At 64.8% G+C, this 12458-nt stretch carries 11 protein-coding genes and 3 pseudogenes; 7 read left to right on the forward strand and 7 right to left on the reverse strand.

The features are described 5' to 3' along the window. Position 1: 1 nt before the first annotated feature. Positions 2 to 700 (reverse strand): mycothiol-dependent nitroreductase Rv2466c family protein, encoded by a 699-nt coding sequence (locus MKAN_RS03770; protein WP_023365294.1) that lies wholly within the window; start codon positions 698 to 700, stop codon positions 2 to 4. Between the two features lie 184 nt (positions 701 to 884). Between MKAN_RS03770 and MKAN_RS31375 the strand changes: the two genes are divergently transcribed. Next, complete coding sequence (locus tag MKAN_RS31375; protein WP_176552461.1) at positions 885 to 2189, forward strand: hypothetical protein; 1305 nt, start codon at positions 885 to 887, stop codon at positions 2187 to 2189. Positions 2190 to 2294: 105 nt separating this feature from the next. Here MKAN_RS31375 and MKAN_RS03780 read toward each other — a convergent pair whose 3' ends face one another. Next, positions 2295 to 2735 carry a protease inhibitor I42 family protein gene (locus tag MKAN_RS03780; RefSeq protein ID WP_023365298.1) on the reverse strand — a complete coding sequence of 147 codons (441 nt, stop codon included), beginning with the start codon at positions 2733 to 2735 and terminating at the stop codon, positions 2295 to 2297. Between the two features lie 183 nt (positions 2736 to 2918). On the opposite strand from MKAN_RS03780, the gene MKAN_RS03785 reads away from it, so the two are divergent. Together MKAN_RS03785 and MKAN_RS03790 are read left to right on the forward strand one after the other, a co-directional pair. Then, a complete protein-coding gene (locus MKAN_RS03785) occupies positions 2919 to 4010 on the forward strand; it encodes a DUF5685 family protein (protein ID WP_023365300.1) in 1092 nt (363 codons plus the stop codon). Between the two features lie 51 nt (positions 4011 to 4061). Continuing rightward, positions 4062 to 5654, forward strand: a complete 1593-nt coding sequence (locus MKAN_RS03790) for a Na+/H+ antiporter (RefSeq protein ID WP_023365302.1) — start codon at positions 4062 to 4064, stop codon at positions 5652 to 5654. 184 nt (positions 5655 to 5838) lie between these two features. Here the strand turns inward: MKAN_RS03790 and MKAN_RS30270 are convergent, their stop codons facing one another. Continuing rightward, a complete protein-coding gene (locus MKAN_RS30270; protein ID WP_129111878.1) occupies positions 5839 to 6066 on the reverse strand; it encodes a hypothetical protein in 228 nt (75 codons plus the stop codon). A 142-nt stretch (positions 6067 to 6208) separates the two neighbouring features. Here MKAN_RS30270 and MKAN_RS03800 point away from each other — a divergent pair, with 142 nt between their 5' ends. Then, a complete protein-coding gene (locus tag MKAN_RS03800; RefSeq protein WP_225722847.1) occupies positions 6209 to 6763 on the forward strand; it encodes an OsmC family protein in 555 nt (184 codons plus the stop codon). 175 nt (positions 6764 to 6938) lie between these two features. Here MKAN_RS03800 and MKAN_RS31665 read toward each other — a convergent pair. From MKAN_RS31665 to MKAN_RS03815, 4 genes and pseudogenes are all read right to left on the reverse strand, one after another. Beyond that, positions 6939 to 7427: pseudogene (locus MKAN_RS31665) on the reverse strand (HNH endonuclease signature motif containing protein); the annotation flags it as partial. 8 nt (positions 7428 to 7435) lie between these two features. Next, positions 7436 to 7630, reverse strand: a complete 195-nt coding sequence (locus MKAN_RS30995) for a hypothetical protein (RefSeq protein WP_165800780.1) — start codon at positions 7628 to 7630, stop codon at positions 7436 to 7438. 147 nt (positions 7631 to 7777) lie between these two features. Beyond that, positions 7778 to 9028 (reverse strand): cytochrome P450, encoded by a 1251-nt coding sequence (locus MKAN_RS03810; RefSeq protein WP_023365312.1) that lies wholly within the window; start codon positions 9026 to 9028, stop codon positions 7778 to 7780. Continuing rightward, a complete protein-coding gene (locus MKAN_RS03815) occupies positions 9025 to 9573 on the reverse strand; it encodes a TetR/AcrR family transcriptional regulator (RefSeq protein ID WP_023365314.1) in 549 nt (182 codons plus the stop codon). Before MKAN_RS03815 ends, MKAN_RS03810 begins: the two co-directional genes overlap by 4 nt. A 61-nt stretch (positions 9574 to 9634) precedes the next feature. Here MKAN_RS03815 and MKAN_RS03820 point away from each other — a divergent pair. The 3 genes and pseudogenes from MKAN_RS03820 (at position 9635) to MKAN_RS31435 (ending at position 12454) form a co-directional block, all read left to right on the forward strand. Continuing rightward, a pseudogene (locus tag MKAN_RS03820) lies at positions 9635 to 10500 on the forward strand (TIGR03619 family F420-dependent LLM class oxidoreductase). Beyond that, positions 10497 to 11272 (forward strand): annotated as a pseudogene (locus MKAN_RS03825) (hypothetical protein). The pseudogenes MKAN_RS03820 and MKAN_RS03825 overlap by 4 nt, the downstream one beginning before the upstream one ends. Before the next feature lie 408 nt (positions 11273 to 11680). After that, a complete protein-coding gene (locus tag MKAN_RS31435) occupies positions 11681 to 12454 on the forward strand; it encodes a cyclic nucleotide-binding domain-containing protein (RefSeq protein ID WP_023365322.1) in 774 nt (257 codons plus the stop codon). Positions 12455 to 12458: the final 4 nt, after the last annotated feature.

Consider the following 12458-nt stretch of genomic DNA (forward strand, 5'->3'; position numbering starts at 1 on the left):
GCTAGCTTTGACGCCCGGCCAGCCTGTCGATGTCGACCACTTCGCCGCGGTTGATGCTGACCCAATCACGACCGTCGAGGTAGGGACGCAGGCTTTGGGCGATGAGCTCGGCATCGGCCGGTGACTTCGGCCGCTGCAGCTCGTAGACATGCGGCAGTTCGGCCATCCCCATCACGACATTCCACAGTTTGAGGGCATCGGTCCCGGTCGGCGGGTCTACCAGCACCGGCCCGAACAGGCATTGCCCGTCGATGAATAGCGTTGGCACGCCGTATCCGCCGGCATCGACGACCCGTTGGTGTTCGGCGCGGATCTCGTCGTGGGTGGTCGGATCCGCAAGGGCCGCTTCGAGAATCGTCTCGTCGGCACCGATCTCGCCCAGCAGGCGCCGCGCGACGGCGGGGTCGTGCGGTTTGCCGCCAAGCGTGTGCAGCTCATGGCCGATCGCGGCGTACCACTGGTCGAGCAAGGACATATCGGTGCGGCGCAGCAGCGCCCCGATGCGCATCAGCGACCAGCCGTAGGACCAGTCACGTTCCCACGGATGCTTCTTGCCCGCCACCCGGTTGATCTCTTCGAGGCTGAAGAACCGCCAATTGACGGCGATGCCCAACTGCGCCCGGACGTCACGGATCCAGATCGAGGTCTGGTAGGCGAACGGGCACATGGGGTCAAAGTGAAAATCTACGACAATGCTCATCACCCTGGACCTTTCGACGGCGCGTCGCGAGCTGACGTTGCTGCGTAGCCTAGCGCGAGCACCCCGGACCGAAAGCCGTGCCTGCACGATTACCTGATATCGCCGGCCGCGGTTTCATAGGTAATCGGTCGATGAGGCCGAAAGGCCCTTGCAGGTGCAGGGTTGTGCGGTGCAGTGTTGCGATATGCCGACGCGCGGATCAGCGCGAGGGGGAATTTACATGAAGAATTTACTGCGGCGCCAATGCGATGCGGTTTCGAGGCGTTTTGCAGCTTTTCTCCGGAGCCGGGGCATGAAGCTGCGCTGGTTCGTGGTGCTCGTAGGCGTGACATTGATGGCGTTCGGCGCGGTGATACCGGTTGCCTGTAACCGCCAACCCAGTAATTGCGGAAATGGTGCCGCGTGCGAGCCCACAAAAGGAGCACCGGACGCGGAACGGGGCCCGGCCGCGGATAGAAAGCACGCGGGTCGATTGTTGGACGCGGCCCAGCAGTGCGACGACGATATGCACAGCGCCCACCCGCCGGCGGCCTGTTATGTCGTGGTGTCATGGGAGCAAAACCGGAAAATCCCTTATCAGGACGCCATCGACCTCGCCAAAAAGTTGATGCGGCAAGGGTTCGCGGACGCTCTTTCGGCCGCCTCCGACAAGCCGTGGACTCCCTATTCGCTGCAAGCCTGCAATTGGTATCTGGGCGCGCTCGGAGCGATCCTGGATATTCCATATTTCAGAGATCGCGCCTACGACGGCGTCTACGACGAAAAACTGCGTAATGCCGACAAGATGAACGAGTTCCTCGCACAAGCGGTCAAGAATCCGGACAGAAGCGGCTGGAAGCTCGTCGGCGTGGGTATCGATCCCGGGTCCACGGTCACGGCCCTGGCAAATGAAGGTCAGTTTGTTGTCGCCTCATCGCACAGCATCCCGGGCCGCACCGAATACGGGCACATCGCAATTGCGGCACCGGATTACCTCGATAAAGAATCCGGTGCGGCGGCAGGCAGTACCGGGCAATGGATCAGATATTCGGTGTATAACGGCACGCCCCACACCACGAAAAGCACCAGGACCAGCGCCATCTTCGGCTCAAGCGTCACCCCGCCGATCTGGGTGCAGTATGTCGGTAAAGACTGGCTCGTACCGTCAGGAGAAAAGAAACTCCCGTGCGTGGACTTGAACGGCGACGGTATCTGTGACGACCTGCCCGGCGGCGGGACACCGCCGTCGCCGACGTATGTCTGCGTCGAGTGCCCCCCTGGCTATCACTGCGGGCACAATCCCGAACGATGCATCCCGGACGCAACCACTCCGGTAACGACCAAGCCCTCGTCGCCGCCGGTGACGACCAAACCCTCGACCCCACCAGTGACAACACCACCGGTGACGACCAAACCCTCGACGCCGCCGGTGACCACCCCGCCGGTGACAACCAAACCCTCGACCCCGCCGGTGACGACGCCGCCGACCACGACCGAACACCCCGCGTGAGCGGCTTTCGTCGAGCCCGGCATCACCGCGACGCCCACTCGAATTTTTCCGCGCTGGTGTCGGTCTCGACGCCGCACGAGTCAATCCAGCTCGTGCCGGCACACGCTATTGCACAGCCACTTTCGCGGTGAAGGTACACGTCGGCGCGTTGTCGCCACCCACGAAGCTGGCGTAGCCGGTGGAGATGGTGGTGGTGCCGCGGTTGAGCGCCGTGAACGTCCACACCTCGGTGCCGGGTGCGCCCATCATGTCGGTGTCTGGCCGCACATACCGGTGATCGACCTGCTTCAGGACCGTGGCGTCACCGATCTTCATGTCTTCCGCCCATCGGAACGGAGTGGTGTAATTCGACCCCAGCGTCACCTGCAGCGTGTCACCGACCGACATGCTGACTTCGCGTTCGATCGCGCTTTGCTTCAACACGTCATCCATCGGGACTTCAATGGTTTTGGTCGCCGGTGGCCGGGCCTTGCTGGCACAGCCGATGCAGCCCAACACCACCGACAAGACAACCAAGACGACGGTCACCATGAGCCTGATCTTCATCAACACCGCCCTTCAATCAGGGTTTGCAGCATAGTCGCCTGATCGGGGTCGCGTTGGCCGGCAAGGACGTTTGCTTGCCCGGCGAGTGCCGTCGCCCCGGCGAACTCCCGATCTTGTGTCCCGGCGCTCGGTGGCGCGGCGTTTCCGGGCGCGGGTCCGGCAGTACTCCGGTAACTTCGACGCGTGTTTGGCATCATCCGGCCGTGCCGTCACCGGCTCGGTGGCGAACTCACGGCAGTATGGCGAGCGCAGCTGTGCGGGCTGTGCCTGGCGCTTCGCGACGGCTACGGCCAGGCCGCGCGGATCGCCACCAACTACGACGCCTTGGTGGTCTCGCTGCTGGTCGAGGCGCAGTTCGACGCGCAACCAACGCGACGGACCGCCGGTCCCTGTCCATTGCGCGGGATGCGGCGCGCGGACGTGGCGACCGGTGAGTGCGTGCGACTGGCCGCCGTGGTGTCGCTTGCGTTGGCCGCTGCGCGGGTGCGCGATCACGTCGACGACCGTGACGGCGTGGTCGGTGCGGCGCCGGTGCGGGTGGCGGCGCGCCGCATCGCCGATCGCTGGGTGCGCCAGGGCACCGGTGCCGGACGCTCCCTCGGATTCGACACCGGTGTGCTGGTCGCCGCGATCGACCGGCAGACCGAGCTCGAGGCGATGGTCGGTCGGGCGGGCCCGGGCAGCTCGCTACTGCTGGTGACCGAGCCCACCGAGACCGCGGTCGCCGCGGCCTTCGCACATACCGCGGTGTTGGCCGGCCGACCGGCCAACCAGGAGCCACTGCGTGAGGTCGGGCGGCTGTTCGGGCGGATCGCGCATGTCCTCGACGCGGTCGAGGATTGCCGCGACGACGCAGCTCACGGAAAGTGGAACCCGTTGGCGGCCACGGGGACATCTGTCGCGGCGGCCCGCACCCTGTGCGACGACGCGGCGCTGGGCATCGAACTGGCATTGGCCGACGTCGACTTCACCGACGGACGACTGGCGCGGCGGTTGCTGACCCGCGAGGTGCGCCGGGCGATATCGCGCACCTTCAATCGAGCCGGTTACACCGTGCGCGGCGGGACACCGCATGGCGAGCAGGACGGGATCAACTTCGGCGACCAGGCGATGGGCGCCGGCCCCTTCCCGGGCGATCCGGGTGAGCTACCGCCCAATCCGGAGCAAAGTCCCAAACAGGGATGCTGGAACACCTGCACCGACGCATGTTGCTGTGACTGCTGCTGCGACGAAGACTGCTGCTGCGACTGCGGCGACTGCTGCGACTGCTCCTAGTTCAGGCCGTGTGGTCGCGGGATCGATGCGTCCGTAGGCGAAGATGGGCTGGTGTTCGGCCTCGTCGTTATCGTCACGCTCGTCGCCATTGTGGTTGCCGGAACCGTTCTGGGTCGCCGCTACCGGGTGGGACCGCCGGTCTTGCTCATCCTGCTGGGCGCGCTGCTGGGTCTCATCCCCCGTTTCGGAAGCGTCGAGATCGACGGCGAAATCGTGCTGCTGCTATTCCTCCCGGCCATCCTTTACTGGGAAAGCCTGAACACCAGCTTCCGCGAAATCCGCTGGAACTTGCGCGTCATCATCATGTTCAGCGTCGGTCTGGTGATTGCCACCGCGGTGGCCGTGTCATGGACAGCGCGAGCGTTCGGCATGGAGTCACACGCTGCGGCGGTGCTGGGTGCGGTGCTCTCGCCCACCGACGCCGCCGCGGTAGCCGGCCTGGCCAAACGATTGCCGCGGCGCACGCTCACCGTCTTGAAAGGCGAGAGCCTCATCAACGACGGAACGGCGCTGGTCCTATTCGCCGTGACCGTGGCCGTCGCCGAAGGCGCGCCGGGGATCGGGCCGGCGGCCCTGGTCGGCCGTTTTGTCGTGTCCTATCTGGGCGGGATCACCGCGGGGCTGCTGGTCGGGGGGCTGGTGACGATGCTGCGCCGCAGGATTGACGCACCGCTCGAGGAAGGAGCCCTGAGCATGATGACGCCGTTCGCGGCGTTCCTGCTCGCCCAATCGCTGCATTGCAGCGGCGTCGTCGCGGTCATGGTGTCAGCGCTGGTACTCGCCTACACCGGCCCGCGGGTGATTCGGGCGCGTTCCCGCCTGCAATCGTTCGCATTCTGGGACATCTCGACTTTCCTCATCAACGGGTCGTTGTGGGTCTTCGTCGGGGTCCAGATCCCCGGCGCGATCGAGCACATCTCCGACGTCGGCGGCGGACTGCGTCGTGCGACCGTCCTGGCACTAGTCGTTGCGGGGGTGGTCGTCGCAACCCGAATCGTGTGGGTCGAGGTGACCAGCCTGGTGGGACGCGCGGTGGACCGGTCCATGCGCAAACCCCACCGCTACGTCGGCTTTCGCCAGCGCTGTGTGACCAGCTGGGCCGGATTCCGCGGCGCGGTTTCACTTGCGGCAGCGCTCGCGGTCCCGATGACTACGCGAAGCGGCGCACCGTTCCCCGACCGCAACCTGATCATCTTTGTCGTCTCGATCGTGATTCTGGTGACGGTGTTGGTCCAGGGCAGCTCACTGCCCGCGGTGGTCCGCTGGGCCCGGATGCCGGACGACGTCACTCGTGCCGACGAATTGCAGTTGGCCCGGACTCGCAGCGCCGAAGCCGCGCTGGAAGCCTTGCCGGCGGTCGCCGACGCGCTCGGGGCCGGCACCGAGGTTGTGAAACGCCTGCAGCGCGATTATGAGGAACGCGCCGAACTGGTCGGGGCCAGCGGCGCCGACTCCGCGACCAGCGATCTGGCGGCACAATGCGATCTGGTCCGGCAAGTCCGGCTCGGCGTTCTGCAATATCAGCGGCAGGCCGTCACCGCGCTGCGCAACAAAAACCTGATCGACGACATTGTGCTGCGTGAAGTCCAGGCGGAAATGGATCTGCAGGAAGTGCAACTTCTCGACCCGGCCGACGCAGAGTAACGGAATGCGTTCTGGCGCGAGCTGTTCGATGAACCGCTGCTGACCACATACTCGCCGGATCAAACCAGCAGAACAGATGTTGTCGAGGTAACCGGCCGGCCCGCACGGCACGGTCGGGCCGGGGCTAGACGGCATGGCTGCGCTCGGCTTGCGATTCAGGAACTTTCTTGGGCCGCAACGATGTTCAGCGCCGATCGTTATGCGGCGCCGCCTGTGCTGTTTTCCGCCGCTGCCGGCGAGGTCGCCGGCGGCGATCGTGGTTGGTGCCATGACCGCCGGCTTCAGCCGGCGTTTCGGCCGATGCGACCGTGCCGATCAACCCGACGGCACTGCTTACTTCGCTTGGCAATTCGGAAAGTTGAGGCAAAAGCCCCATGCCGGGCGGGGCCGGCGCGACGACCATGTTCCACATGACCAGCTGCAGTAGCCGACGGGAAACGGCTCCATCTGCGCCCGGGTCGCGGGCCGACACCGGTACGCCCTCGTCCGCCGGCAAGCACCTACCTCAAGAGCAAACCAATTGGAAACACCGAGAGAGGAATACCATGACCACGATGAACGCTCCTGTCGACAATGGGGTCAACGTCGACGTCCTGCTAGACGCCCGTACCGCACTGTCCGAGAAGCCAGAACTTGCCCAATTCACATGGCGCACAAGGCATAATTGGGTCAGCGGCACGCACAGTCGGGCCACCGTCGATACGTTCTACGGATTGGGAACAGAACAGCGGCACAAGACGGCCTTCACCTACGACGTCGATCATCCATCGGCATTCGCCGGAGACGACAACGGCGCCGCCCCGGTCGAGTACGTATTGGTCGCGCTCGGCGGCTGCCTGACCGCCGGAATCGCGTCGATCGCCCAGCGGCGTGGGATTCAGTTGCGTTCGGTGCGCGCGACCGTCGAGGCCGGGGAAGACATTCTCGGCATCCTCGGCGCGGACCCCACCGTCCGCAACGGTTTCAACGGCATCAAGGTGACCTACCGGATCGACGCTGACGCTACGGCGGAGGAGATCAGAGCGCTGGTCGCCCAGTCACAGAAGCGCTCCGCGGTCTACGACGTCGTGACCAACCCGACCGACGTCATCGTCGACGTCGTCGACTGAAGCCCCGAAGCGCAAGTCATCCAGGATAATTCGCTGCCGGGCGATGCTGTTGCGGCGCAACTCGATGTCGACCCCGGGCAGCGACTGAGACTTCACTCGAGTTGTGGAGTTTCGCATCAAGGACCACGAACTCGAACACAATCGACATGCGCAACGCGCCGACGTCGTAGGTCTATCAGCCGTCTTCGCCGTCTTCGTCTGCGTGGAGGAGTTTTTCGGGTGATGCATGGTGTTGGTGCGGGGTTGGTCCGTTGATCCAGACGAGTCGAGGGTGGGGGTATCCATTCGGTGTCGCCGTGGGTGTTTTGCGGGTGCTCCAGCCTTTGTCGGCTAACGGGTGGTGGCCGCCGCAGGCGAAGGTGAGTTGGTTTACGTCGGCGCTGGGGGATTGGGCGTAGGGAATGACGTGGTGGACCACGCAGAAGTAGCCCTTGACGTCACAACCCGGCGCGCTGCACCCGCGCTCCTTGCCATACAACACGATTCGCTGCCCCGGCGCGGCCAGCCGTTTGCTGTGATACAGCGCCAACGCCTGACCGCCGTCGAAAACCGCCAGATAATGGCGGGCGTGGCGGGCCAGCCGAATCACATCGCTCATCGGCAGCAGGGTGCCGCCGCCGGTGAGTCCCTGTCCGGCAGCGGCTTCCAGCTCGGCCAGGGCCAGGTTGTTGATCAGCTGATGCTCAGCCACCGGCAGGTGCCGGCGTAGCTTTCACACCGCTCCACCAACGCCAACCACTCCGGGGTGGTCAACGCATCAAAGCTCAGATCCACCAACACATCCAGCGCGGCGTCCACAGCATCAAAGACCGCCGTGACCGTCTCCGGATCCACGACACCCCGCAATCTATCGACCGACACCGACAAGAAACGCCGCCGTCAGTCTACAGAAACCAAAGAGACACAGGTGATTAGACGGCTTGCGCCTGATTGACACCAGACCCGCGAAAGTGACGGCCGACGACTTTGAACCTCAACGGGTCAATCCGACGCGGGCCCCATCGCCGGCGGAATTCAGCCCACCGCACACGGCAACCGCTTGATCCCGTGGAAGAACGAGGACCGCAACCGGTCGGGCGGCCCGGTGACCGTCAGGCCGGGCACGCACGGGTACAACTCTTCCAGCATCACCCGCAGCTCCAGACGGGCCAGCTGAGCGCCCAGACAAAAGTGCACTCCCCCGCCGCCGAACGCGACATGGTCGGCATCCGGGCGGGAGATGTCGAATTCGGCGGCCCGCTCGAACACGTCCTCGTCGCGGTTGGCCGACAGGTAGTGCATGAGCACCCAGTCGCCGGCCGGGATGTGCTGGCCGCGGATCACGACATCGCGAGTGACGGTGCGGCGGAAGTGCATCACCGGGGTGGCCCAGCGCAGCAGCTCCTCCACGGCGGGCTGGACCGCGTCACGATCACGGGCCAGCGTCGCCTGCTGGTCGGGATGCTCGGAAAGCGCCAGGATGCCGTGGCTGAGTGTGTTGCGGGTGGTCTCGTTGCCGGCGATCGCCAGCAGCAGGAAGAATTCATTGAGCTGGTCGCGGTTGAGCCGGTCGCCGTCGACCTCGGCGGCCAGTAGCGCCGACAGGATATCGTCGGTGAGGCCGTGCTTTTGCCGGTGCGCGACCAATTCGCCGCAGTAGGCAAACATTTCGGCAGCGGCCTGCCCGAGGGCCTCGGGCGTCGGAGCGTAGTCGGGATCCTCGATTCCCAGACTCCCGATCGCGTTGCTCCAGCGGAAGACGTTCATCCGGTCTTCGGCAGGCACACCCAGTATGTCGGCGATCACCTGCAGCGATATTTCCGCGGAAATGTCCGTGACGGCGTCGAATTCGCCCTTGTCTACGATGTTGGCGACGATGTCGCGGGCGACTTGGCGCATTCGCGGTTCCAGGCGCAGCACATTGCGGGCGGTGAAGCCCTGGTTGATCAGCTTGCGGTAGTGAACATGCCGCGGCGGATCGATTCCCGGCAGCATGGCCGAGGTGGGCGCCGCCTCAACCTTCACCAAGGTATTTCCCGTGCTGCTGGCGAACGTCTCACTGTCGCGGCTGACCAGTCGCACATCGGAGTGCCGGGTCAACAACCACGTAGTGGGTAGCCCGGACAGTTGCATCGGATGCACTGGGGCATGGGCCCGTAACCTGGCCAACGCGTCGAACGGGGCCCCGGCGAGGTACGTGTCGGGGTTCAGCACGACGGCGGCATCCCGCCCGGCCATGCTGTCCTGGTTTTCGACAATCAATGAACTGAGCTTCGGGGTGCTCATCGATGCTCCGCGCGCGCCTTGATACCCGCGATGATGACGTCGAGCCCGGCCCGGAACCGCGATTCGGGCTGACGCTTGCCGCGGGACTCGTCCAGACTGATCGAGCCGAGCAGATAGGTATACAGCACCGTATGTGCCGCGCTGGCAACGCCTTTGGTGAGCCCGGCTTCGGCTAGAAGCGCGCGGCTGACCTTGTCCAGGCGGCGCGCCCGATCCCCACCGCCACTGGTCTGCAGGACACCGGCGACACCGGGGACGTCAAGCATCACTTCCCTTGCGGCACAGTAGAGCTCGGTGAGCCGGACGTCCCAGGACCCGGCTTCGGGTTCGGGGATGTCGGTCAGCACCGCCTCGGCGAGCAGATCCAGCGCGGCTTGCTTTCCCGGGACGTGGTAGTACACCGACGGCACCGCGGCGCCGAGTTCGGCGGCGAGCTCACGCATCGTCACCTGCTGGACACCGACCCGCCGGGCCAGGCTGTGCAGGCATGCCACCACCCGAGTGCGGTCCAGCTCGCCGTAGCCACGCCGTTCCGCGGACGTCATCGAGCTACCCCGATTCGATCAACGTTAGAAAGCAATTCGAGCACTGTTAGAATCTATCGCGATGAGCGCCGCGACCGCAAAGCTGTCGATAGCCACACCGGTGGTGACCATGTTGCCCGGGGTCAGCTCCGACTGGGAAATACACGCCTCCGTCGACGAGCTGACACAGATCGCCGAAGCCGCAGACCGGTTCGGCTACCACCATCTGACCTGTAGCGAGCACATCGCCCTGCCGGCGGCCGAGGCGCAGCGGCGTGGGACGCGTTATTGGGATCCGCTGGCCACCTTGGGCTACCTGGCCGCGCGCACCCGGCGGATCCGCTTGGCCACCAACGTACTTGTGCTCGCCTATCACCACCCGCTCGAAATCGCCAAGTGCTACGGCACTTTGGACACGGTCAGCGGCGGCAGGCTCATCCTCGGTGTGGGTGTCGGCAGTCTCAAAGAGGAGTTCGACCTCATCGGTGCCCCGTTCACAGACCGCGGAGCACGGGCCGACGATGCGTTGCGCGCGCTGCGCTCGGCACTGTCGGTACCCGAGCCCGCCTACCACGGCGAGTTCTATTCCTTCAGCGACATGCTCGTCGACCCGTGCGCCATCCAGCAGCACGTCCCCATCTGGGTCGGTGGCCGCACATTGCGGTCGCTGCGGCGGGCCGTCTCCCTGGCCGACGGCTGGGCCCCTTCAACGTGAGCCTGCGGCAAGCCCGAGACTGGTTGGGCCGCTTCGAACTTCGGCCCGGGTTCGAGGTTGTGCTCACGCCCGCGGCACCGCTGGACCCCATCGGCGAGCCGCAGCGGACCCGCAACGTGCTCGCCGACATGTCCGAGCACGGGGCGACGACCATCGCCGCCACGTTCGTCAGCACCTGCTTGCAGCACTATCTGGAGAGTCTGCAGGCGCTCGCCGAGCTGGCCGCCGCGTGAACCGGGTCAGGGCGGGCATTTTCAGCCTCACCGCCGTCACACCGCCCGACGACGACGGCAGTTATCTGCGATGGCACTTGCTCGATCACCTGCCGGAGCAATACCAACGGCCGGGCATCGTGCACGGGTTGCGCTGGATTGCCGACGGCGAATACGCCGATCACCGGTTGGCAGGCGACGGGCCGCTGGGTGAGATCGGTAATGCCGTGCACTACCTCGTCGGTGACCCCGTTCGGCAGACATTCGACGACTTCGTGGCGCTGGGCCGTGCCCTACGGGAGAACGGCCGGATGCCGGTCATGCGACCTCTGTTGGAAGTGGCGGGTCTGCGGCTGTTGCAGTGGCAAGCCGCGCCGCGCGCGCTCGTTTCCCATGAAGTGGTGCCATTCCGGCCGCACCGGGGAGTGCTGCTGATCGTCGAGGAACCCACCGACGGGCGCCCCGACCGATGGCTGGAATGGCTTCACGCCGAACACTATCCGGCGCTGCTGGCCGTCCCCGGCACAGCCGGAGCCTGGACTTTCGGTCCGACGAACGCATGGGATCCGCTGCCCGCGGATGGCGGACCGACCCGCAGTACATCACCGTCATCTATCTCGACGACGACCCGCTGGCCACGACGGAGGCCCTGGCGCCGGTTGTCGAAGAACGCTGGCGATCAGCCGCCGTGCGCCCGGTGTTCGCCGGGCCGATGCGGTCCATGATCTCCTGGGAAGCCTGGCAGCGACGAGGCGAACGGCAGAGCACCGATCACGGCGGCCCACCGAATTAAGATCACACAATCAGCGGCCCACGCCCAGATATAAATTGTCATTATTATTCCATCGTTAGTTTGAATTGACTCGTGGTCGGTGTGTCTGCAAAATTGATCCTGCCTGCCCGAAAGACCCAGCGTACGATTGTTGTATTTTGAGATGTCACTCGATGTAAACACCTTTGATGATATCTGTATTCGCGTGGCGGACACGCTCACTGCAAAGGGCGGGGGTTGCGTGGCGATCCTTTGTAAGGAGAGGGGTTGCATCGCATAATTGCTTTCAGCTGAATCTCGAGACGAGCCTCGTTTACCGCTGAGAGAACAGCCGCACCCGGTCGCGGATTCTTTCGCGAACCAAATTCGGCCTACATCGCCGCCTGATTCGACTTACGAACGGATTAAACAGAAGGGGAACCCCAGTCTATGACCGCAGCCGTCGGCCCCGCGTGGGCCTCGCTGAAGCGCAGCCGATTCTTTGCCGGTCTCGACGATGACGCGCTTGTGGCGGTTGCCGCGAAAATCAGCCGCGTCCGTTTCGCCGACGGCGAGTTCCTGTGCCGCGAGGGCGACGTGGCGGATCGGATGTTCATCGTCAGCGCCGGGACCGTCGCTGTGGTGACGACGGGCGATCACGGGGTGCCGGTCACGCTCAACACCTGCGGTCCGGGCGATGTCGTGGACGTGATCAGCATCTTCGAGGAGAAGGTGAGTTCAGCCAGCGTTATGGCGCGCGGCGCCGCCGAGGTATGGACACTCGATGCCGGAGATTTCAGGTCGCTGCTCGAGTCTCATCCCAAACTGACCACAGTTCTGTTCGCTGCGATGAGCCGGGACCTGCACCGGGCAAGGTCGTTTGCCCCCTCGTTGGGCTTGCATAGGGCAGACCCGCGTCTGAAGATTGCTTTTTTCGACAGCAAGCCGTACGTCGAGGCCTGCTTCCGCGATCACAACTGGCGCAACTACGCTCTGCATTTCTTCGAGACCCGCCTGACGTCCGACACCATTGGCCTAGCCGCCGGCGCTGATGTCGTCTGCCCCTTTGTGAACGATCGGCTGGACGCCGCAGTTATCGAGGCACTGCGCGATTCGGGGGTACGCCTCATTGCCATGCGTTGCGCCGGTTACAACAACGTTGACATCAAAGCCGCGGGCCGCCTGGGGGTCAGCGTAGTGCACGTGCCGGCGTACTCGCCCTAGGCCG

It is taken from the genome of Mycobacterium kansasii ATCC 12478, assembly GCF_000157895.3.
Taxonomy (GTDB): Bacteria; Actinomycetota; Actinomycetes; order Mycobacteriales; family Mycobacteriaceae; genus Mycobacterium; species Mycobacterium kansasii.

What these genes read in the sequence shown, in the direction of transcription:
- MKAN_RS03770 (WP_023365294.1), bottom strand. Translation starts at nt 700, where the DNA reads ATGAGCATTGTCGTAGATTTTCACTTTGACCCCATGTGCCCGTTCGCC.
- MKAN_RS31375 (WP_176552461.1), top strand. Translation starts at nt 885, where the DNA reads ATGCCGACGCGCGGATCAGCGCGAGGGGGAATTTACATGAAGAATTTA.
- MKAN_RS03780 (WP_023365298.1), bottom strand. Translation starts at nt 2,735, where the DNA reads ATGAAGATCAGGCTCATGGTGACCGTCGTCTTGGTTGTCTTGTCGGTG.
- MKAN_RS30270 (WP_129111878.1), bottom strand. Translation starts at nt 6,066, where the DNA reads ATGTGGAACATGGTCGTCGCGCCGGCCCCGCCCGGCATGGGGCTTTTG.
- MKAN_RS03800 (WP_225722847.1), top strand. Translation starts at nt 6,209, where the DNA reads ATGAACGCTCCTGTCGACAATGGGGTCAACGTCGACGTCCTGCTAGAC.
- MKAN_RS03810 (WP_023365312.1), bottom strand. Translation starts at nt 9,028, where the DNA reads ATGAGCACCCCGAAGCTCAGTTCATTGATTGTCGAAAACCAGGACAGC.
- MKAN_RS03815 (WP_023365314.1), bottom strand. Translation starts at nt 9,573, where the DNA reads ATGACGTCCGCGGAACGGCGTGGCTACGGCGAGCTGGACCGCACTCGG.
- MKAN_RS31435 (WP_023365322.1), top strand. Translation starts at nt 11,681, where the DNA reads ATGACCGCAGCCGTCGGCCCCGCGTGGGCCTCGCTGAAGCGCAGCCGA.